Origin of the sequence: Clostridium estertheticum subsp. estertheticum, from assembly GCF_001877035.1 — a bacterium.
GTDB classification, from domain to species: Bacteria; Bacillota; Clostridia; order Clostridiales; family Clostridiaceae; genus Clostridium_AD; species Clostridium_AD estertheticum.
In genome coordinates this window covers 1,388,872-1,412,188 of record NZ_CP015756.1, presented here as the reverse complement: position 1 = coordinate 1,412,188, position 23,317 = coordinate 1,388,872, and the positions used below count along the sequence as shown (strand labels likewise).

The following is a 23,317-nucleotide window of genomic DNA, read 5'->3' as shown; positions in this document are numbered from 1 at the left end:
ACTAGCTAAGCGCTAGTCTATTTTAAAAATCAATTATTAAAGTACTCTCTTTAAATCTATAAAATATTACTAGAACTAAAAATATATTTTTTTTCTAATTTAAATGGATGATATGATAATTTAGATTTTCTAAGACCTTCAATTCCAAGATCCTGTTCTCTATTTATTATTTTTACATCACTAAAACTTCTATCAACAAATGCCTTGTTAATAAAGCTGTACACACCACTATAACTAGTATCTGCTTTTTCTATGTGAATTACAGCTAGATCATCATTCAATTTTTCTCCTAAACTAAAAGCTACAATTTTCTCATCTACATAAACAGCTATACCCTTTGTGTTTACAATTTCGATATTTTCTAGAATATCCTTTATTCCTTGAAGTTCAAAATTAAGCATACGATCATTGTTATTCGCCTCATACCATTTTTCCGCAGCCATGACAACATCTTTTATTACCTGCGTCTCTTCAATATCTTTAACTTCATAATTATAATTTTTTATAAACGAATTATAATGATTTTTTTTTCCGTGAAGTTTCTTACCAGAAAGTTTTGTAAGTTTTTCTGCTTCATACAAATAATCAAAGTTATCTCTATCCTCTTTAATACAGATACCCCGTACATCCCCATATATATCTTTTATCTCTTCCATAAAACTTTCATCAAGATCTTTAAATACAAATTCCATGTTATTTTCTTTTTTATAATCCATTAGCACATCTATTAACTCTTTAAGATTTTCTTTGTTATATCCCAAAGGTTGCATAAAATAGTATCTTCCCTCAAAATCCATTTTTTTTATTATTAAAGCATCTTTATAAACAGTAAAACAAATATCGCAAGCCTCTCTCCATATATATAAAGTTGTAAAAGAATATTCACAGCTCAAAAATTTATATGGATAAATATATTTTTCAAATATTTCCTTATCTTCAATCGTAAGTCTTTTAAAAATCATAATCTCAACCTTTCCACTTAGTGTAAACCATAAATGTTGTCATCTTAGTTTATTCTTATATCATTTTAGACCGTAAACTCATTTTTTGCAAGTAGATACTTTTAAGAACTTTAGTTTCCAAAAGCATACCTTATGTTTGTAATCTATATTTATATATATTAACTACTTATCAAACCATAATTTGCCATTCCTTTTATGTTTACATTAATATATAGTATACTGATATATAGTATAATGATATGATAGCATATTGATACATAGAAAACATAACCTTTTTTTATTTTCTTTAGTTTATGATGTAATTTTTTTATGCTAATTCTTAAGGAGAGTGAAATATATTATGGTCCCCGATGGTACATGGCAAATTATATGTTTAATAATTTTATTATTATCTTCAGCCTTTTTTTCTGCTTCTGAAACTGCATTAATGACCTTAAGTAAAATAAGGTTAAGAAATATGGTAGAATCGAAAATCAAAGGTGCTAACATAGTTAATAAATTACTTGAAAACCCAAGTAAACTTTTAGGCGGTATTCTAGTAGGAAATAACATAGCAAATATTGGAGCTTCTTCACTAGCAACCTCGCTGGCAATTACACATTTCAAAGACTCTGGAGTAGCCATTGCAACTATTGTAATGACAATTCTTGTATTGATTTTTGCAGAAATAACACCAAAGTCATTAGCTGCACAAAACTCTGAAAAAGTTGCTTTAAAAATTGCTAAGCCGTTAAGTCTAATTACTTTCATTTTAAATCCACTTATTACAGTCTTAATTTATATAACAAATACAATAATCAAAATACTCGGTGGCGAGGTTAACAAAAGTAGGCCCTTTATTACCGAAGAAGAGTTAAAAACTATGGTTAGCGTAAGTCATGAAGAAGGCATGCTTGAAGGCGAAGAAAAACAAATGATTTATAACGTATTCGACTTTAGAGATTCACAAGCAAAAGATGTTATGACTCCACGAACTGATATGATTGTTGCGAGCTCTAACTCAACTTATGGGGAACTTATAAATGTTTTCAGAAAAGAACAATTCTCAAGACTTCCTATATATGAAGATACTGTTGATAATGTTATTGGAGTTTTATATATTAAGGATTTGATTTTCTTTGAAGATGGGAAAGAAGAATTTAAAATAGAGAAACATATGCGCACACCCTACTTTACCTATGAATTCAAAAGTACTGCTGATTTATTTGCAGACATGCGTTTAAAACGAATTCCTATATCAATTATACTCGATGAATATGGTGGTACTGCTGGACTTGTTACATTTGAAGATTTGGTAGAAGAAATTGTTGGAGATATAGATGATGAATATGACGATGATACCGACAAAATAGTAGTTATTAAAGAAGATGAGTTTATTGTAGCTGGAGATACTAAAATAAGTATGGTTAATGAAATGATAGGATTAAGGATTGAATCAGATGATTTCGACTCTATAGGAGGTTTTGTTACAGGATTACTTGGACGGCTTCCAAAAACAGGTGAAACAATAAATTATAATGATACAAAATTTATTGTGCAAGATACAAGTAAAAATCGTATAGTAAAACTAAAAATTATAACTTAAATAGAACACCTAAAGTTAATTATTAAAATTAGCTTTAGGTGTTCTATTAGGTCATTTAATTACATACTACAATATTTTTCTAGGAATTGGACTTTTTAATTTTCTTTCTATTGCATCTAAAAGAAATTTGTCCTTTGGTGCTGAAAATAAATATGTATATCCATCCTCGCCAGCTCTACCAGTTCTACCAATACGGTGAATATAACTCTCAGCAGTTTCTGGCATATCGTAATTATACACATGATCTACTCCATTTATATCAAGGCCTCTAGCAGCAACATCTGTGGCAATCAAATATTGTATATCGCATTTTTTAAAGTCTCTCATTATTTTTTCTCTCTTTGCTTGTGTTATATCAGAATGAAGCTTCTTGCAATTATACCCCTTTTTATAAAGAGCTACCTCAAGATCATCAACTCTTCTTTTCGTTCTACAGAATATGATAGCCATAAAAGGATTATCCGCGTCAATTACCTTACATAAATCTTCTTGTTTTTTTCTGTCTGTAGTCTCTATTAAAAATTGCTTAATGTTCTTAAGCGTCGCCTCTTCTTTTTTAATAATTACTTCTATAGGATCATTCATATACTTATATGCCATTTTTTTAACATCTGAGCTCATAGTTGCTGAGAAACATAAAGTCTGCCTATTTTTAGGTGTCTCCATTAAAATGTTCTCAATATCATTTTTAAACCCCATAAGAAGCATCTGATCTGCTTCATCTAACACTACTGTCCTAAGTTTATCAAGATTCACAGTACCACGTCTAAGGTGATCGAGTAACCTTCCTGGTGTTGCAATGACAAGATGGATATTTCCCTTTAGTTTTTTGAGTTGCGCACCAATATCTTTACCACCATAAGCTGCTAAAATATTTAAATTTTTAGCTCCGGCAATTTTCTTCGCTTCCTCAGTTATCTGAATAGCAAGTTCTCTTGTAGGTGTAACTATTAATCCTTGTATTGTATCAATATCCGCTGACATATTATCAAACATTGGCAGCAAAAATGCAAGTGTCTTTCCCGTTCCTGTTTGTGCCTCTGCTATAACATCCTTGCCATCCTTTATTAATTGAATACTCTTCTCTTGAATAGGAGTTGGCTCAGTTATTCCTTGAATTTTTATCGCACTTAAAATATCATCATTAATCCCTAATTTTTTAAACTTTATCATTTTTATTTACCTTTCTATTTCAAAATTATTTTTATTGTTTTTTTATACATTTTATTTGTATAAACCTATTTATACAAACCATTTAATTATAACAGACATTAATTATAATAAAAAGTATTTTATTAATAGATGAACAATGTTTATGTATACTGTTTTATTTTGTGTCAATAATTATAATGTGATATTACAATTGAGAGGAGCATTTTAATGAAACTAATAAGTGATGAAGCTTTAGTTAAACAATATATAGAAAAAGGCAAAGGTCTTTTTAACGATGGAGAGATTGAAAAGGCATTTAGAAATTATAATAAGGCAATTTTACTAGATAATAAATATTCTCTAGCGTATTTTGTTAAAGCTGACGCTTTCCTAGAACTATATGAAGCTGATGAGGCTGAAAAATGTATAAAAGAATATCTTAAATTAGTTCCAAGTGACCCAAACGCTTACTGGAAATTAATTGATATAAGTGATTTAACAGGAGACTTTGATAAATGCGTTTACTATTGTGAAGAACTTCTTGAAGGCGATAATCAAAATGCTCTCATCTATTTAAAAAAAGGAGAGTTCTTAGCTATTCTCAATAGATTAAAAGAAGCATTAGATTGCTTTAATATTTGCCTTAAATTAAGCCCTGATTTTTACGACGCTCTATGTGGTAAAGCTAGCGTGCTACTCTCACTATCAAATAAAGAAGAGGCCCTTAAACTCTATAATAGAGCCATCTACCTTGACAATACTAAGAGCATTGCCTATTTTGGAGCTTCTGAAGTGTGCGTAGTTATGGAAAATAGCGTAAGTGCTTTATTATTTGCAGAAAAAGCATATGAAATAGAACCTAAAAATGAATGGTATAAATGTCATTATACCGTATTGAAAAATATGTATTTAGAGATTACATAACAAATTGCTCCTACTTAATAAGCAGGAGCAATTTGTTTGATTCTTTTACATCATTGTTTACAACCATAATCTCATCTCAGTCTATTGTGAGCATTATACGTATTTACCATTATACAATACATTTAAAATCATTCCTTCATCTCAAATAAGCCATATATTTCATCATCACTTAGCGTTGCGAACCCTTCACCGCTAGCCATTTCCTCTCCCATAAGCTCTGATATGAGTTTTTTCTTTTCTTCTTGAAGTAACAGAATTTTTTCCTCAATTGTCCCTTTGGCTATAATTTTTATAACACTCACCACATTTTTTTGTCCTATTCTATGAGCTCTATCAGTAGCTTGTTCTTCCACAGCTGGGTTCCACCAAGGATCAAAATGGATTACTACATCTGCTGAAGTTAAATTTAGTCCCGTTCCTCCAGCCTTTAAACTTATTAAGAATACGAGATCTTCTCCATCATTAAAAGTTTCTACCAAATCCATCCTCTTTTTAGACGGAATAGAACCATCCAAATAGCTAAAAGTAATTCCCTCCACCCTAAGCCTCTTTTGTATATTCTTAAGCACAGATGTGAATTGAGAAAAAACAAGTACTTTATGCTGCTCATCTACACACTTATGAAGATGTTCTACAAGAGCTTCTATTTTTGCGCTACCCCCACTATAATCATTTAATAATACAGCTGGGTCTAAACATAATTGTCTTAACTTTGTAATATAAGAGAGTATCTCTATTTTACTATTTTTAAACTCATCGTTTTTTACCTTGTTTTTAATAAGCTCCATTGCATGATTTGCATAGGTCTTATAGACTTTTTTCTGCTGATGCTCTAAATTAACCATTAATGTCTTTTCTATTTTATCAGGTAATTCCTTCAAAACATCTTTCTTTCGCCTTCTTAAAATAAAAGGTTTTATAAGCCTATTTAAGTCCTCTAGCACCTCTGGATTTGCCTTAAGTTTCTTATGATATCTTACACTAAACATTTTTTCATCGTATAAGTATCCTGGCATTATAAAATCAAATATAGACCATAAATCCATAACTGAATTTTCTATTGGCGTACCCGACAGTGCAAATTTTGTCTTTGCTACTATTTCCTTAATTGCTATCGCATTTTGAGAATGTGGATTTTTAATATTTTGTGCTTCATCTATTATGCAATAATCGAACTTTAATGTCGCGTAGTTTTCTAAATCTCTTTTTAATAAATTATATGTGGTTATAATAACATCAAATTTCTCTATATTTTTAATTATCTCGACTCTCTCATCCTTAGGTCCACTAATTGCAGCCACCTTTAATGTAGGCGCAAACTTTTCAAACTCACTAATCCAATTATATATAAGCGAAGTTGGTGCTACAATTAAACTCTTACTTCCCTTATTTGATAATATAAAAGCAATCGCTTGGATAGTTTTACCAAGACCCATTTCATCTCCGAGTATTCCACCAAATCCTAAATAATCTAATGTTTTAAACCAATTGTACCCAATCTTTTGATATTTTCTTAATGTACCTTTTAAATCATCTGGCTCTTTGAAATTTAGTTTTTCAATATTCTTAAGTTTATCATGTACTTCTTCTAGCTCTTTTTTGCCTTTTATATACCTAATATTATTATCTTCTAAATAACTATCTAAAAAAACACCTTTGCCTTTTGATATTTCAATATGGTTGTCAAAGCTGTTAGGTGGCGTAATAACATCTAATAGCTTTAAGAATTTATTAAGTTCTAACTCCTCCAAATCAAGATACTCACCATTTTTAAGCTTATAATATTTGATGTTATTTCTAAATGCACGTAATATATTAGTAGTTTCTTTTGGCTCTATATCGCCTATTTTAAAATCCATTTCGAAGTAATTATATTTTCCACTTTTAATATTTCCACTTATTGCTTTGGTCCCTAATGATTTTATACCCTTAAAATTTTGAGAATAATATACTTCCCCCATTTCTTGAAGTACACCTATATCGCTCTTAAAAAATTTGAATATATAGTCTTCTCCTTTTAAGAAATAAAATTTGTTCTTTATTTCCTCAAATCCCAAGTTCTTTAAAACAGTTATAACCTGAGTCTCTTTTTTAGAATCCCTATATATTATCTTTTCATCACAATCCTCAAAAATATTAAACTCAAATGTTCCATACTTAACCCTTAATGTTAGGGTAATATCTTTTCCTACCTGATCAAAATAGAAACTAATTTCACATTTGGCCATTATAATTTTATCTTTAATAGCCTTCGATAAAACAACGCTCGGTGATAAAGAATTTAGATTTGGAATTAACCGTCTTAATATAGTCTCTTCCTGAGCACTCTCCATAGTTACAACCTTTGCCTCATTAAAAATTTGTAGATATGGATTTATTTTATAACAAAATTCATAATCTGGAAGATATATAATGCTTCCATACAAAAAGACATCATTCTTGGATCCTAAAGGAACTGGCATTCCACTTGATGACTTTAGTACATAAGTGTCTTTAATTAATTTCAAATCAAAATCTAATGGTGGAGATTCATATAAAATTTCTGTATCAATAGGTCTATAAAAAAAGCCATCATTTAGATAAACCCTATGCTTAGTTATAACTTCAAAAAATTCTCTTGTTAAGTACTGAGGTATTTTTATGTTTTTTCCATCTACATATCTTTCTTCACTTCTACGTGCACTTCTTTGTTCTCCCTCTATAGTTTTTAACATTTCAATAAAATCAATAAGCCTTTTATCCTTAGTACTTAATTTTTGATTTTTAACATTAAATGTGAAATTTTTACTATAACTTATAGGAATATTATTATAACATGCTAATATAAAATGGTTAATGTCCTTTAAAACATAAAGATTATTTGAAGTCATAGAACTTAACCCTATCTTAAATTCCGCTGTAAGGTCGCTGGTCCACTGATTTTTATTTATATAGACTTCTATTTTAGTCTCATCCTTTTGTTTTTCATCCCCTAAAAGCATAGATAATATATTGCTTTTACTCTTATATATACTTGGTTTCTCTACATCATCTTCTCTTAAAAGAGGGTTCCTTGCTAAATCATCTAATGCTTTATAGAATGTTGCAACTAAATGTTTACAACAATAATTTTCTTTTTTAAACTCATTATTTTCAAAATCAGCACAGCTACAGAAAGTAGAAAATATACTTCTTCTGCCTGCATCCATTTCGATTTTTGTGTGGTATTCATTAAAAAGTTTCTCTGAAATCACATTACCATCGATACATATTAGTTTATCTTCATTTGTAATATCTATCGATGAAACTAAATCATTGCTAAGGACCCTTTGCCCTTTAGCTCCATTTTTACCACTTGTTCCTTCATTGAATATTTGTAATATCATATCTTCATTCAACATATTTTCTCCCTAAATAAATTTTATAATCCTCTAATTATACCATAAATTCGAAAAGAACATAAAATCTTCATTCTATGTTCTTTTCTAAAGGACTACTTAGGTTTTTTAATAGGAACTATGATTTTATCAAATAAGTTTTTGTTATTATTTATTTTAGTTTCACTTCCTACAACGCAATGTAAATTCTGTTTTATTACTACATCTAGAAGACCAGCTAATTCTCTTATATCGCTGGCTTTAGTTGCTAAAACCTCGTCGCGTATTTTTTGAATGTCCTTTTGAGTAGTTCCTGAGAAATACATATTATCACCTAATATGCCTTTAACATAAGGGCCTTTCAAATAATCCATATTTCCTATAGTTCCTATTATATAATTAGTCATTTCCTTATCATCTGCACTAAATTCTTTTAAAAATTTTACTACTCCCTCAAAGGTATCTAATGTCTCCTTTAAGTTTGGGTCACGATAAGAATAAAATAATATCTCATCTTTCGTAAAATTAATGGAGCCACCATAAGCACCACCTTTTACTCTAAGTTCCTTCCATAAATAATCACTATTTAAAATATTTTCAAGAACCTTCATATGTCCATTATAGGTATACCCTGACTTTGTAAAATTTCCAGCCTTAACCACATATTGAACCTGAGATGGAATTACAAAGGCTTCATTTTTATTTGAAAAATCAAATTTGTAGATTTGCTTAGTAAATTTCTTATCATTAATTGTTTCTTTAAATTTATTAAAATTATAAATGAATTTTTCATAATTTTTCTCGTCTCCTGTGTAACTTACAACTAATCCTTTCTTATTAAATACAATATTACTAACATCACTTAAATTTGTTACCATTTCATCAAACCGTGATTCATAGTTATCATCTAAATCACAAATAAAATCATAATATGGAATACTATTCAAATCTTTATATTTACCACTATTAGATAAATAAGACAATGTACGATTTATTGCCAGAGTGTTTCCTTGATTAACAAACATCGACTCATAATTTACTCTCAACGTTTTAATTAAAGCCTTCATACGGGGCTTATCATTAAACACACTATGATTCATTATTTCACTTAAAAGATCCAAAGCTTCTGGCAATGTACTATTAAGTGAGCTTGCACAAATACTAATTTTGGGCGCATATTCATCACTACTCGCATTACTCCTAAATGCTGTTGAATTAAACACCATTCCACCAGTATACTTCATCATTTTATTTGATATCTGCATAGGATTGTATTTTTGCGTATTAACATTTCCTAAAATGCTAGCTAGTAATTTTAAATATAACACCTTATTTTGAGGCACATTTGAGCTATCAAAATATAAATTATAATAAGATATGCCATTAGTAAATATTGGATGGCTTAATACTTTTGTTCCTTGCTCTATTTTTTCTATTGTTGGAATTTCTTCTTCTTTTAGTTTTATATCTTTGCGGGTCAGCGTTGGTAGTTTTGATAATTTTTCTTTTGTGTCCACTGTCCCCTGCCACTTTTTTAACTCCTCTGTATCTTTTTTAATTGATGTCAATTGAGTTTGTGATAGTGATTTTTTGTAAACAGCTAACTTCTTCTTTAACACTTCTTCTTTGATCTCATTTAATCCACTTGATGGCTTTAACACAACCAATGAATTATGTTCATTATCTAATAAATATTTTTGTACTAGTTTTTCAAAATACTTATCATTTAATTGTGATTTTATTTTTTTTAGAGAAGGTGTAATTTCCAAATACTCTGTTGGATTAATATCATAATTCCAGGAGTTCAAAGCGGTTAGCATGTAATTCATTCCTCTATTTGCATCTGAGTTTTGAGTTCGCAAACTTAATTCTAAAGCACTTAATACCGAATTTACAGTTTCTTTATCAAATCCATCTTTCACAACTTGCTTTAATGCATCGTCCACTAGATTTTTAAATTGATGCTTTTGTGATTCATTTGCATTAGTTGCAATTATGCTAAAAGTTGGTTGCAGTGTTGATGGATTAAAACTTGCATAAACATTTGCTCCAATGCCGTTATCGTGCAGTGTTTTCCTTAGAGAGGATGATTTAGTATTTAAAAGTATTTCTTGCAGTATTTGAAATCCTAATACATCCTGCGCACTCGGAATTTTATCAATCAAATAGTTAGCTGATAAATAAGTCATATTTGACGTACTTGCTGTCTTCGCTACTGGATATAGCGCTGTTTTTTCAACTTTTTTCATATATTTATTTTCTAATTTAATTTTACTATCTACATTTACCTTTTTTGCTTTACTAAGATACTTATCATTCATAAATTTTAATGAATTATAAATATCTAATTTTCCATATAAATATATAGAGCTATTTGATGGAACATAATATTTTTGATAAGTCTTTATAAATTTTTCATAAGTTAAATCAGGTATATTATCAGGATTGCCACCTGATTCAAATTTGTATGAATTATCATTAAAAAGCGATTGATTAATAGTATTAGATAATAATACCTGAGGTGAAGAATAACTACCTTTCATCTCATTATATACAATTCCATTATAATTTAGCTCACCAGTCTTACTATTAACCTCATAATGCCAGCCTTCTTGTTTAAGTATTTTGGGATCCTTAATTATATTAGGACAAAACACTGCATCTAGATATACACTCATTAAATTATTAAAATCTTTATCATTCTTACTAGCTACTGGATACATTGTAAAATCTGGACCTGTAAAAGCATTTAAAAATGTGCTTAGTGATTGCTTAGTCATAATTAAAAATGGATCTTTAACGGGATAATCCTTTGAACCACATAAAACCGAATGTTCAATAATGTGATTAACGCCAGTGTTATCATTAACTGGTGTTCTAAAGCTTATGGAGAACACCTTATTTTCATCATCATTTTGTAAATAAACTAATTTGGCTCCACTTTTATTATGCTTAAATATCATAGAGGTAGACTGTATATCTGAAATCCATTTTTTAGATTCAAGAGTAAACCCTGATATATTATCACCAACTTCGATTTCTGTATTTTTACTAATTTTAGGTTCAGTGTTACTGATTTTTAACTGTGACCCTTGCGTATCTTGTACAATTTGTTTTCCTAATGTGGTTTGTACACCTGGCATGACTTGCGCACTTAGTGCGACTTGCATACCTGGTATGACTTGCGCACTTAGTGCGACATTACTGAATATATTAGTAAATAATGCTGTTGCAAGCAATATAGCTGTTCTTTTGGTAAATTTCTTCATTTTGTTCCCCCTCAAATATAAAATCTTCATAAAACAATTTTAATGTTATAAATAGTATGTTTTATTTATATTTTTATATTCAAGACAATAATTGGTATATATACTATATTATTGATATTGTTAGGTTTTTTCTCAATATTTTTATAAAAAAAATCCAGCAGACCTTAACATCTACTAGATTTCATTATATTTTTACTCACTCAAAACGTAAATAAATTATGCATTTAATATATTAAGCATATCCTGCTTTTCTCTTGTAAATCTATTGTATACGCTTTGCTTTACAGCCTGTGAACTATCTCTAAAATAAACATCAACCTTTTGGCGTTCATTATATAAATCATTTATAATACTCTTATCACTATTTTTCAAATTAAGTTTTGAGAACACTGATAAAGTACCTGTAACTCCGTGTTGAACCACTGTAGATAGTAGACTTTCTTTTAAAGCATAACTTTTCTTGCTTATATCAAAACCATACTTTTGCTTTAATTCTGCTGCTGCTACATCGTAATAATTTCCTTTTATACTGTTTTGCTGTAATTTTAAAAATTTATCTTTATTACATAATGCAATACTTGTCCACGTTTGATCAAAGTTTTTCCCAAATTCATTACCATCTTTAGCTTTGGCCTCTGTTAACCTTGAATAAATTTCTTTATCCTTTATTTTTAGTGAACTTATAAATGAATCTAAAGAACCTGTCTTCGACGAAAATTGCCATGCTCCATAAGATTTTCCACCATAATCGCCTAATGTATTGCTTATTGCTGCTGGATTAAGATTAGATTCATATTTAGCCGATGTAAGCCCCAATCCATCAGAATTATTATCATTTGATAATGATTTTGTGGCATCTCTCATTTTAGCATTAAAATCACTCCATGAATTTAATGAATCATTTATGCTATAGGAATTTTGATTTGATATAGCACTAGACATTAGTTGTGTCATCATTGAGGTTCCGGAATTATCCATCATTTGAATAAGCATTGTTTGAAACATGATTTTCTGATTTTCTATTTCCTTATTAACACTACTTGTGCTTGTATGCGAACCTATATTATTTGCTTTTGTTTGTAATTTATATTGGTTCAACATGTTATTAAAAATAATATCTGAAGATAATGCCATGACTATCACCCATTTTAAATAAATTTTGTATATATGCTTATTATCGTATACTTTAAATTAAACTTTATTCTTGCAATTAAATATTTTAGAATAATAATATTTTTTTTACACATATTATTATAAATGAAAGTATTATTTATTAATTTCTTATTAAGAATAACATAAAACATAATTTGTAGGCAATGTGCTTATTTATATATTGAAGTTTTTCATGTAATGTTAAATTGTTAAGTAATTTGTAGAATTATGAAGGGTGAATAATGTGCAAAATGAAATCAATTATGTAAAAGTTGGAACTAGAATAAGGATTGAACGAGAAAAGTTTGATATGACAAGGGAAAAATTATCGGAGCTCTTAAATCTTTCACCATACTTTCTAGGGCAAATTGAAAGAGGCGAAAGACGAATGAGCATTAACACATTAATAAACATTACTGAATGTTTACATGTTTCGATAGATTACTTAATTTTTGAACAGTTAAATGTTAATACTAATAACGATGAGTTACATTCATTAATTGATAAATGTTCAGAAAAAGAAATCAAAGTAATTGAAAGCCTTATAAAATTATTAATACCACATTTGGCAAGGTGAATGGTATTAATTACCTATGTTTCATAACATAAAAAAAAATATACTAACTACATACGTAGGATATTAGTATATTTTTTTTATCTTTTTTCATATGTAATAATATTCAACAATTTATATTAATTAAAAATATAAATTTTCTAATCTAACTCCATTCTTTTAAAATACTTTCCACCTTAATATTGAACAAAATTCTAGAGCATGTCCCACTTAATTTTAATTTTAAAAAGTGCTCATATTCTTCAAATTGTAACCCCATTTTCTGTTTGATTCTATTATTTAGAACGTCATGAGTATAATCTAACTCCGCGTAAGGAATATTATCTATAAGAAAAAACTCCAACTCTTCCCCCGCAACACCCTTTCTTTTAAAATTATTAGCCATCTTATTAATCATGAACCACTTTTTTATGTTTTCATATTCATTAATCATTTTATCTAATGACATATTATATATAGCTTCTTCTAAAAATGGTACCTCGTAAATGTTATTTACATTCATTACATTTTCTTCCACATCTCCAACAAAATAAAACATATTATTTTACCTCCATAACTTTTATATATACTTTTATATTATTCATTATAATTTTATTTTCCGTAAATATTATAACAAATCCTAATTTTATTTTCTATTAATTATTAAAACCATTAATTAAACAATTTCACTTTTATAGCATCATTTCACATTTATGTTCCATTGTTATTTCCATTTTAAAGTGCTACTATTAATTTATGTATAGATATGAATAAGAACTTAACATTAATAAAATAAAATATGATAGGATATGAAATAATGAGTATGAAAAATATTACAACACTAGCAGATACACAATATTTAAAACTCTACGATGCCCAATATATTAACAAAAACGGGGAATGCAAAAATTGGTCAATAGCTTCTAGAAAAAACATAGATACATTAAAAAATATATATTTTAATAAAGCAGAATGCGCTATAGACGCCGTAATAATAATAGCGACCCACACTGTTGAAAATAAGTTAGTAATTATAAAACAATTTAGGGTCCCTCTTAATGATTATGTTTATGAAATTCCTGCTGGGCTTATTGATCCTGGTGAGGATTTTAAAACTACTGTTGCTCGAGAACTAAAGGAAGAAACTGGACTTGATTTGATCCAAATTGATTATTCTAAAACAAAATCACAGGCTTACATTTCAACTGGTATGACAGATGAATCCGCTGCACTAGTGTATTGTACTTGCCAAGGTAAAATATCAAAAGATTATCTAGAACCTGATGAAGATATTGAGGTTATACTTTTATCCAAGGCAGAAGCTAAAGTTTTAATTGATTCTGATAAAAAAATAGACATTAAGGCTTTTCTTTCAATACAAAACTTTATCGCTTAGTTGGATCTAAAGTACAATTTATTCTTTTCTCATGAGGTGTTTATAATAAAACAAATCCACCAGACCATTATTTATTCTGATGGATTTATTTTTTATTTATATTCTACATGTAATAACTTGTGAACCTTATCTTTTAACAAACCTTTATACAATGTATCCATCAAAGGATTTTCCTCTGATCGCCTTATAACATTCATTCTGTCTGCTTCATATAACAAAGCACCACGTTTTAATTTTCCCTTTGATTTTACAAATGGTTGTCCTGCACCACCAATACATCCGCCCGGACACGCCATAACTTCAACAAAATCATATTGAGCCTCGCCTGCCTGTATTTTTTTCACAAGTTCATCAGCATTTTTAAGTCCACTTACAACAGCTACATTTATTAAACGTCCACCAACTGTAATACTTGTTTCTTTAACTCCCTCCATCCCCCTTACTCTAGCGAAAGCAAGATCACGTAATGCAGAAGGTGATTTATCCTCTATTACACGGCGTATAACAGCCTCAGTTACCCCACCTGTTACTCCAAATATAACGCCGGCTCCACTACTGACACCAAATGGCATATCAACTGCTTCAGGCAATACCTCAGAAAAAACAATACCTGACTCTTTTATCATTTTAATAAGCTCTTGCGTAGTTATTACATAATCTACACTATTAACCCCATTCTCTATAAATTCATCTCTTTGTGATTCAAATTTTTTTGCTGTGCAAGGCATTATTGCTACATGTACAATTTTCTTATTAGATTCCTTATACTGCTCTTTAATTACAGATGCAAACATCTGCATAGGTGAACGACATGTAGAAATGTTTTTAATTAAACTAGGATAATTATTTTCAACATAATTTACCCAAGCAGGACAACACGATGTAAATAATGGTAATTTTTCATTCTTTTCAATTCTTGAAAGGAATTCTTTTGTCTCCTCAAGTACTGTAAGATCAGCTCCGGTCGATGTATCAAAAACTTCATCAACACCCATTTTCCTAAGACTGCTTACAATTTTACCCATAACATTTACATCATTTTTTATACCTAACTCCTCGCTAATTCCTGCACGTACTGCAGGGGCAATCTGAACCACGACTAATGTTTCTATATCACTAATATCTTTCCAAAGCCTCTGAGTATCATTTTTCACAATAATTGCGCCAGTAGGACACACTGCTGCGCACTGTCCGCACCCAACGCAATTAGTCTGGGCAAGCGGTACATCAAAGGCAGTGCCTACAGTCATTTTTGAACCTCTATTAACAAAATCAATAGCTCCAACATTTTGCACTTCCTCACACATACGTACACAATCACCACATAAAATACACTTACTTTTATCGCGCACTATACATACTGAAGAGTCATCTATTTTACTCTTAACTGAAGTGTTACTGAATCTTACTTTTGTTATCCCAAACTGTTTAGCAAGTTCTTGCAATTTGCACTGACCACTTTTCTCACATGTAGTACAATCTCTACAATGCGCCGCTAATAGCAATTCAAGTATCATTTTTTTATATTTACGAAGCTTCGGGGTATTTGTATAAATCTCCATATTAGCCTTTGGAGGAGTAGAGCAGGCAGCTTCCATTCCTCCCCATTTGTTTTCTACCATGCACATACGACAGGCACCATACACTGAAAGCTCTGAATAATAACATAAGGTGGGCAAATCAATACCTGCTTTCCTAACTAACTCAAGAATGTTTTTTTCTCCATTTATCTCTACAGGAATATCATCTATAAGCATAAATTGACCAGTCATCATCTTAATCCTCCTTTATAGCTTTAAATGTGCAAGCTTCAACACAGGCACCACACTTAATGCACTTATCTTTGTCAATTGTATAGATTGACTTTATTTTGCCTGAAATTGCATTAACTGGGCAAATCCTTGAGCACTTCGAACAACCCCTGCAAAGTTCTTTATCAATAAATATAGTCTTAAGCCCAACGCAAGTTTTTGATGGACATTTCTTTTGATTTATGTGTGTTTCATACTCAGATCTGAAATTTTTAATAGTACTAACAACTGGTAATGCAGCTGTTTTTCCAAGCCCACATAATGCTGTTTGTGATATGGTATCTGCAAGTTCGAGTAACATGTCAATATCTGATGGTTTGCCCTTGCCTGAAGTAATTCCCTGGAGAATTTCAAGCATTCTTTTAGTCCCCTCACGACAAGGAATACATTTTCCACAAGATTCATTTTGAGTGAATGTCATAAAAAATTTTGCAACCTCAACCATGCATGTATCCTCATCCATAACCACAAGTCCACCTGAGCCTATCATTGCTCCCACTTTTTTTAATGAATCAAAATCAAGTCTTAAATCAAGATCTGATGTTATAAGGCATCCCCCTGATGGACCACCTATCTGGACAGCCTTAAATTTCTTGCCACCCTTAATTCCTCCACCTATTCCAAATATTATTTCTCTTAATGTTGACCCCATCGGAACCTCAATAAGCCCCGTGTTTTCTATATTTCCAGTTAAAGCAAACGCCTTAGTACCAGGACTATTTTCAGGCCCTATAGATTTATACCATTTCGCACCTTTATTAATAATTAAAGGAACATTAGCGAATGTTTCTACATTATTAAGTACTGTTGGTTTAGCAAAAAGTCCTTGCTCAACTGTCCTTGGAGGTTTTACCCTTGGCATGCCTCTTTTTCCTTCAATCGAAGCCGTAAGTGCACTACCCTCCCCACAAACGAAAGCGCCTGCCCCTTTGTTTATTTTAATATTAAAGCTAAAGCTTGTACCGAGAATATTATCGCCTAAAACACCGTAACTTCTTGCTTGAATAATAGCATTTTTAAGTCTATTTACAGCAAGAGGATACTCAGCTCGCACATAAATATATCCTTCATGAGACCCACACGCGATAGCCGCAATCATCATTCCTTCAAGTACTCTATGTGGATCTCCCTCCATAAGACTTCTATCCATAAATGCACCCGGATCGCCTTCATCACCATTACATACAATATACTTTATATCGGTTTTCTGTTTTTTTACCTGTGACCACTTACGGCCTGTAGGAAATCCGCCGCCTCCACGTCCTCTTAAATTAGATTCCTCTATTTCTTTAATGATACTTTCTTCATCCATATCAAATAAAGCTTTCTCAAGTGCTGCATATCCTCCTATAGCAATATATTCTTCTATAGAAGTTGCATCAATATGTCCACAATGTTCAAGTGCTAGTCTTGTTTGACTCTTATAAAAAGGAATTTCCTCTTGCTTTTTATATATTTTCCCGTTTTTAGTGTATGCAAGCCTCTCAACACACTCATTATTAAGAATAGTTTTTTCGAGTATTTCGGCGCAATCCTCTCGTTTTACTTTTATATATAAATACCCCCATGGCTCAATCCTTACAAGCGGTCCCATTTCGCAAAATCCATGACATCCACTCTTTTTAATTCCAACTGAATCATCATGTGGTTCCTTTTGGAGACCTAACTCACAATCTATCCCTTTACCCTTCATAATCTTTACAAATTCATCATAAATTTCAAGTGCACCACCTGCAATACAACCAGTACCTGCGCATATAAGGATCTTTTTATGTTGCCTATTAAAACTATCAGCATATTCATTTCTGATACTAATTAAATCATTTCTACTAAGAAGCATATTATTCTTCCTCCTTAAGTGCGTTTAAAAGTTCCATTGCTTTTTGTGGAGTCATAGCACCATGTACTTTATCATTAATAGTTATAGCAGGTGCAAGCCCACAGGCGCCAAGGCAAGAAACCGTTTCCACTGTAAACCTCAAATTATCCGTTGTAGTCTTCTTTTCTGACAATCCTAGCTCTGCTCGCATTTTGTCTAAAATAGGAACAGACTTTCTTACATGACATGCTGTGCCATCACATATTTTTATAACATACGTACCTTTTGGTTCTAAAGAGAAGTTATCATAAAAAGTTGCCACACCATATATTTTGGCCATACTCATTCCAAGCTTTTCTGAAAAATATGCAAATACCTCTTTAGGTAAATACCTATATATTTCCTGCGTGTCTTGTAATATTGCAATAATATTACTAGGTTTATTTTCGTGATTTTGGAGTATATTATCTAATTTACTAAAATCAATTTGTGAACTCATCATTCTTCCCCCTAGGCACATTATTATTTTATCTCAACTACATTTTATAATAATTTTCGCAATATTACAACAATCATAATTATTATTTTTTTGTACATTATATCCTATGTTAGAATATAATGACAAGTCACCTAATTAAAAACACCTCAGCCTATTAGGTTGAAGTGTGATAAAATACATACTAATTTTTCAATTATGAATTTTTATAGATTTAAAAACTAAAATACCCGCAATTGCTGATATCATAGAGGCAGATATTACACTTATTTTAGCCATAGATAATAGCTCTCCTCCTGGAAAAGATAATGAGGATACAAATAATGACATTGTAAATCCAATACCACCAAGTAAACTTGCACCATATATATGTTTTAAAGTTACCTTCGATGGGAGCTTAGCAATTTTAAAATGTATTAATAAATATGATGCTCCAAATATTCCTATTTGTTTCCCCAAAAATAGTCCAAAAATAATTCCAAGTCCAACTGGTTCTACTAAAATTTTTGAGAAACTGTTAAAACTAAAAACCACACCTGCGTTTGCTAATGCAAATATAGGCATAATTACAAAACTAGACCAAGGCGTTATCATATGCTCAAGCTTATATAACATAGAACTTTTAAATTCTAATTTATCTTTCTTAACTGGTATAGTCATAGCAAGTAATACACCAGCAATAGTAGAATGTATACCTGATTTTAAGAGACTTGTCCATAATATAATACCTAAAAATATAAAAAGCGATACATACTTAACCTTAAATTTATTCATTAATATAAGTGTTATTATCCCTACTAAAGACACCAAAAGTGCAGTGAGTGAAATTTGGTTAGTGTAGAAAATAGCAATTACAATAATAGCACCTAAATCATCAACTATTGCGAGTGCTGTAAGAAAAGTAATTATTCCCTTCGGTGCTCGCTTGCTTCCTACTAAAGAAAGTACTCCAAGTGCAAAAGCAATATCAGTTGCCATAGGAATTCCCCAGCCTAAACTAGTAGGCTGATTATAATTAAATATTGAATAGATAATAGCTGGGATTATCATTCCACCAATAGCCGCGCCCACAGGCAATATAGTTTTATTTATAGACTTAAGTTCTCCTACAACTAGCTCCCTTTTTATTTCCATACCAACTACAAAGAAAAATATAGCCATTAATCCATCATTTATCCAATGTAGAATGGACATTGATAATGAAAAATCTTTGTATCCGATAGTTATGTAACTATGGAGAAACTTATCATAGCTAGAGGCAATTCCAGAATTAGCCACTATTAATGCAATTACAGCAAAGACCATCAGAATTATACCACTGGCAGATTCATTTTTAAAAAAGCTTATAATTGGACTAGTAATCTTGTTATTTTTTTTTAAATTCATATTATCATTCCTCTCCATTTATATTTCTTATTTTAGGTCAAAATACAAATTAATATTCCCACCTAACTTTTTCAACCACCTATTAATTTAATGTCTTTATATTGTAGCTTGTTTCATATTGTGTTATAAAAATCAAAAAACAAAAAGCGGGAAACTCAAATAAGAGTTTCCCACCCCAGAAACAAATTTCTTGGAATCAAACTTAGACTAGTTTGTCCAACCGATAACAACTATATATTACATGTTAACTCAATATTCAAATTATGTCCATTAATTTATTTGTTATATTTTTTAAATAAACCATCCAATGCTTCCCTTAAAAGAAATGCTTCGGTTTTATCATTTGCCTTAGAAAGTTCTGATAACCTATCAAGTTGAGTTTTAGTAAAATAACTTGATTTCAGTACCATACTTTCTGCCTCTGATAGACAAATTCTATTTCTCCCCTCTTTTTTAGCTCTAAAAAGACCGCTATCCGCAACTCTAAGAAGATCTATAACATTTTTAGAATCACGTGGATAACTAGCAACTCCAAAGCTTAGAGTAATATTAATGTTTTCTGTTTTAGTTAAACTTTTTAAATCGAAGGTATTATCTGATAAATATCTTCTTATTTCTTCTAAGTCCATAAAACTTCTCTCTGCGCCTTTTTTTACAAGTAACAAAGTAAATTCATCACCACTTCTATTTATTAAATCTGTATCAGATAAATTATTACTAAATATAGAAATAACTTTATTAATTACTTCATCGCCTATATCATCCCCATGAATTTTATTAATATTATTTAGATTATCAATATCGCATGTAACTACACTAAAAGGTCCTTCATTATTTTTAATTAAATCTTTAACTCTTGATGTTATTTCATCTATAGAAATTAGTGTTTTATCCATCATAAATTCTCCTTAAAATCCTTATTTTAATACCTCACAACTTGCTGTCATTATTGTAAGCGCATCATTCATTTTGGCGACTCTATCCTCATTGGTAAGTACAATCAAATAATCGCCTGGAAAAATAACGGTAGATCCTTTTGGTATTATCTCATGTTCTCCCCGCTTAACTGTTACTAACAAGCAATGAGATGGCCATATGACATCTCTAATTTGTTTTCCATCTAAATCTGATCCCATACAAACAACAAACTCTAGTATAGCCTTGTTTCTCTTATTACCGAAGGATATCTTTTCTCCTTGATTATGTAGAAATTTTTCTAGTAACGATTCATAAATAGGTTTTGATGCCAAAATATCCGCCACAATATATGCAACAATAGATACAACAGATAAAGAAAGTAATTGACTAAAAGAACCTGTCATTTCAGTAAGTAGAATAATTCCAGTTATAGGCGCTCTAACTACAGCTGTGAAATATCCTGCCATTGCAAGTATTATAAAGTTATTAATATACATACTATTAAAATGTGCAAAATGTACAAGTGTTATCCCATAAACATTTCCTATTAAAGCTCCAATAGCAAGAAGTGGAAGAAATATTCCTCCTGGCGCACCCGACCCAAAACTTAGCATAGTGAATAAGAATTTTACAAAAACTAGAATTACTAAAATTGTTAAAGATGGGTTTCCTGTAAATAATGAAGTTATTAGTTCGTGACCCCCTCCTAATGCTTGTGGTAATAGAATTCCAATTATGACTGAAATTAATAATGGTACTACCATTCTCATTTCTTTTGGGAGCCATGTTTGAGTTACATATAAATCTTGAGTTTTCAAAAGAATTTTATTAAATAAAACCCCTAAAACCCCAACAATAATACCTAGTATAATCAAATAAAAATAAAATTTAAGTGGCAATATAGATAAATTTTTAATTACGAAAATTGGTTTTAATCCCAAAAAGCTGCTTGCTACAAAATCAGCTGATAATGCCGCAGATAATGCAGACAGTAAAATTAAAGGCGAAAAATTTTTATGAACCTCTTCTAAGGCAAATAATGCACCAGCGAGTGGTGCATTAAATGCAGCTGACAGTCCTGCACTAGCTCCACTTGTCATGAGATATTTTTCTTCAATCTTTATTCTTTTAAAGACCTTACTAAACCCTTGACCAACGGCTGCCCCTAATTGAACCGATGGGCCTTCCCTGCCTAAAGAAAGACCTGATCCTATTGAAAGAACTCCTCCAAAAAATTTACCAATTATAACTCTCCACCAGGTCATATCAAGCTTTCTAAGTAAAACTCCTTCCACTTGAGGGATTCCACTTCCAGTAATCATGGGCTCATGTTTAACCATTAGTCCTACAATATATCCTATAAGTATTAAAACACAAATCCATGGTAAAATAAGTACTGGGTTTATAGATATAGTTTTATAAACATAATTTACAAAAAATCCTGCTTTTTCAAGTGTATAACGATACAGTACAATTAATAAACCTGTAATAATACCTACCCCTATTCCTTCAACCACGAGCTTTAATCTAAGACTACGCCAGTTGAACAAGGAATTATAGGTATTGTGTTTGTTTTTTGATTCCATTTCTCTGCCTCCATTGCTAGATAAAACCAATTATTATTTATATCTTCAGACTCTATAAAGTGTTTGATTAAATTATGACACTATATATATAATAACATATAACATCATATATGTGTTATTGTATATATGTGTTGTTATATATATATGTCATTGTATATATGCGTTGTTATATATATATGTTATGGTAATTGTAGTACCAATCCAGTTTGCAATTAAATGGAAATGCAGTGCTACTAGCCATTAATATACGCCTTTGTGTCGAAATCGCCATTTTATTATGTTCTAGTCACCATTTTAATAAAAAAAATAAGACAGAACAAATATAAAAAGAGAGGAGAAGAACATTCAATGTTTGTTAAGTATAATGTTACTGAGGTTTTAAATGCAATTGAGAAAAACTCCTTTCAAAGCAAATCTGATTGTCGTATAATTATTTATTACTTTAAGTGCTTTTTAAGAGAAAAATACAAAAGAAAATTTACAATTGATGCATATATTAAAGATGTGGAACAATATATTAATTGGTATTTTTCAAAAAATACGCACATATTTTCCATATTAAGTAAAGAAAGTTTTAGTCAATATAACTTTTATTTGCATTATATAAAAATGTATAAAAAAAACACCATAACATATAAAAAAGTAGCTTTACGTAAGTTTTACAAATTTTTAATTGAATTTAATCAACACAATATTAATGAAGAATCTGATGATCATACTAAAACAAATAGAACCCAATACAACTATTTAACAAAGTCATATATAAAGCTCTAATTCATTTATTATACACATTATTATGATGTAATAATCTTTAATCATTATTGAAAGCATGCCCAAATATTTATTCATTTCTATGAATGAATATCATTTAGAAAGATAACACTAATCTTATTACTTTTCAAATTAATTTCCATTTTTTAAAATAACTTTTACTTTTTTCTGCATAATCGGA

General features: G+C 30.2%; 17 protein-coding genes and 1 other annotated feature. Of the genes, 5 read left to right on the top strand and 12 right to left on the bottom strand.

The genetic code is table 11. From position 1 onward, the window contains the following. Positions 1-56: 56 nt before the first annotated feature. Positions 57-962 (bottom strand): DUF2156 domain-containing protein, encoded by a 906-nt coding sequence (locus tag A7L45_RS06580; protein ID WP_253198717.1) that lies wholly within the window; start codon positions 960-962, stop codon positions 57-59. A 340-nt stretch (positions 963-1,302) separates the two neighbouring features. On the opposite strand from A7L45_RS06580, the gene A7L45_RS06575 reads away from it, so the two are divergent. Then, complete coding sequence (locus tag A7L45_RS06575) at positions 1,303-2,547, top strand: HlyC/CorC family transporter (protein WP_071612036.1); 1,245 nt, start codon at positions 1,303-1,305, stop codon at positions 2,545-2,547. Positions 2,548-2,613: 66 nt separating this feature from the next. Here the strand turns inward: A7L45_RS06575 and A7L45_RS06570 are convergent, their stop codons facing one another. Further along, a complete protein-coding gene (locus tag A7L45_RS06570; protein WP_071612035.1) occupies positions 2,614-3,720 on the bottom strand; it encodes a DEAD/DEAH box helicase in 1,107 nt (368 codons plus the stop codon). Positions 3,721-3,927: 207 nt separating this feature from the next. Here A7L45_RS06570 and A7L45_RS06565 point away from each other — a divergent pair, with 207 nt between their 5' ends. Then, positions 3,928-4,623: a tetratricopeptide repeat protein gene (locus A7L45_RS06565; RefSeq protein ID WP_071612034.1), complete on the top strand. Its 696-nt coding sequence runs from the start codon at positions 3,928-3,930 to the stop codon at positions 4,621-4,623. A gap of 128 nt (positions 4,624-4,751) precedes the next feature. Here the strand turns inward: A7L45_RS06565 and A7L45_RS06560 are convergent, their stop codons facing one another. The 3 genes from A7L45_RS06560 to A7L45_RS06550 all read right to left on the bottom strand — a co-directional run bounded on the left by A7L45_RS06560 (position 4,752) and on the right by A7L45_RS06550 (position 12,382). After that, a complete protein-coding gene (locus A7L45_RS06560) occupies positions 4,752-8,003 on the bottom strand; it encodes a DEAD/DEAH box helicase (protein WP_071612033.1) in 3,252 nt (1,083 codons plus the stop codon). 92 nt (positions 8,004-8,095) lie between these two features. After that, positions 8,096-11,248 (bottom strand): insulinase family protein, encoded by a 3,153-nt coding sequence (locus tag A7L45_RS06555; RefSeq protein ID WP_169829571.1) that lies wholly within the window; start codon positions 11,246-11,248, stop codon positions 8,096-8,098. Positions 11,249-11,464: 216 nt separating this feature from the next. After that, positions 11,465-12,382, bottom strand: a complete 918-nt coding sequence (locus A7L45_RS06550) for a VgrG-related protein (protein ID WP_071612032.1) — start codon at positions 12,380-12,382, stop codon at positions 11,465-11,467. Between the two features lie 262 nt (positions 12,383-12,644). Between A7L45_RS06550 and A7L45_RS06545 the strand changes: the two genes are divergently transcribed. Then, complete coding sequence (locus A7L45_RS06545; protein WP_071612031.1) at positions 12,645-12,977, top strand: helix-turn-helix domain-containing protein; 333 nt, start codon at positions 12,645-12,647, stop codon at positions 12,975-12,977. A gap of 142 nt (positions 12,978-13,119) precedes the next feature. Here A7L45_RS06545 and A7L45_RS06540 read toward each other — a convergent pair whose 3' ends face one another. Beyond that, positions 13,120-13,512, bottom strand: coding sequence for a hypothetical protein (locus tag A7L45_RS06540; RefSeq protein WP_071612030.1), 393 nt, complete (start codon positions 13,510-13,512; stop codon positions 13,120-13,122). A gap of 258 nt (positions 13,513-13,770) precedes the next feature. Here A7L45_RS06540 and A7L45_RS06535 point away from each other — a divergent pair, with 258 nt between their 5' ends. After that, positions 13,771-14,349, top strand: coding sequence for an NUDIX hydrolase (locus tag A7L45_RS06535; RefSeq protein WP_071612029.1), 579 nt, complete (start codon positions 13,771-13,773; stop codon positions 14,347-14,349). A gap of 92 nt (positions 14,350-14,441) precedes the next feature. Here the strand turns inward: A7L45_RS06535 and A7L45_RS06530 are convergent, their stop codons facing one another. The 6 genes from A7L45_RS06530 to clcA form a co-directional block, all read right to left on the bottom strand. Beyond that, positions 14,442-16,121: a [FeFe] hydrogenase, group A gene (locus A7L45_RS06530; protein WP_071614888.1), complete on the bottom strand. Its 1,680-nt coding sequence runs from the start codon at positions 16,119-16,121 to the stop codon at positions 14,442-14,444. 4 nt (positions 16,122-16,125) lie between these two features. Continuing rightward, the gene (gene nuoF, locus A7L45_RS06525; RefSeq protein WP_071612028.1) at positions 16,126-18,000 is read right to left on the bottom strand and encodes an NADH-quinone oxidoreductase subunit NuoF; all 1,875 of its coding nucleotides are present in this window, start codon (positions 17,998-18,000) and stop codon (positions 16,126-16,128) included. A 1-nt stretch (position 18,001) separates the two neighbouring features. Beyond that, positions 18,002-18,481, bottom strand: a complete 480-nt coding sequence (locus tag A7L45_RS06520) for an NADH-quinone oxidoreductase subunit NuoE family protein (RefSeq protein ID WP_373687541.1) — start codon at positions 18,479-18,481, stop codon at positions 18,002-18,004. Positions 18,482-18,667: 186 nt separating this feature from the next. Continuing rightward, on the bottom strand, positions 18,668-19,861 hold the full coding sequence (gene nhaA, locus A7L45_RS06515) for a Na+/H+ antiporter NhaA (protein WP_071612026.1): 1,194 nt from the start codon (positions 19,859-19,861) through the stop codon (positions 18,668-18,670). Between the two features lie 164 nt (positions 19,862-20,025). Then, positions 20,026-20,083 (bottom strand) — a sequence feature (sodium ion sensor (DUF1646 type); this cis-regulatory element may regulate processes involved in with the transportation of sodium ions). Between the two features lie 53 nt (positions 20,084-20,136). Beyond that, positions 20,137-20,760 (bottom strand): GGDEF domain-containing protein, encoded by a 624-nt coding sequence (locus A7L45_RS06510; protein ID WP_224616739.1) that lies wholly within the window; start codon positions 20,758-20,760, stop codon positions 20,137-20,139. An 18-nt stretch (positions 20,761-20,778) separates the two neighbouring features. Next, positions 20,779-22,365 carry a H(+)/Cl(-) exchange transporter ClcA gene (clcA, locus tag A7L45_RS06505; protein WP_071612024.1) on the bottom strand — a complete coding sequence of 529 codons (1,587 nt, stop codon included), beginning with the start codon at positions 22,363-22,365 and terminating at the stop codon, positions 20,779-20,781. A 348-nt stretch (positions 22,366-22,713) separates the two neighbouring features. On the opposite strand from clcA, the gene A7L45_RS06500 reads away from it, so the two are divergent. Next, positions 22,714-23,139 carry a hypothetical protein gene (locus A7L45_RS06500; RefSeq protein WP_071612023.1) on the top strand — a complete coding sequence of 142 codons (426 nt, stop codon included), beginning with the start codon at positions 22,714-22,716 and terminating at the stop codon, positions 23,137-23,139. Positions 23,140-23,317 lie beyond the last annotated feature (178 nt).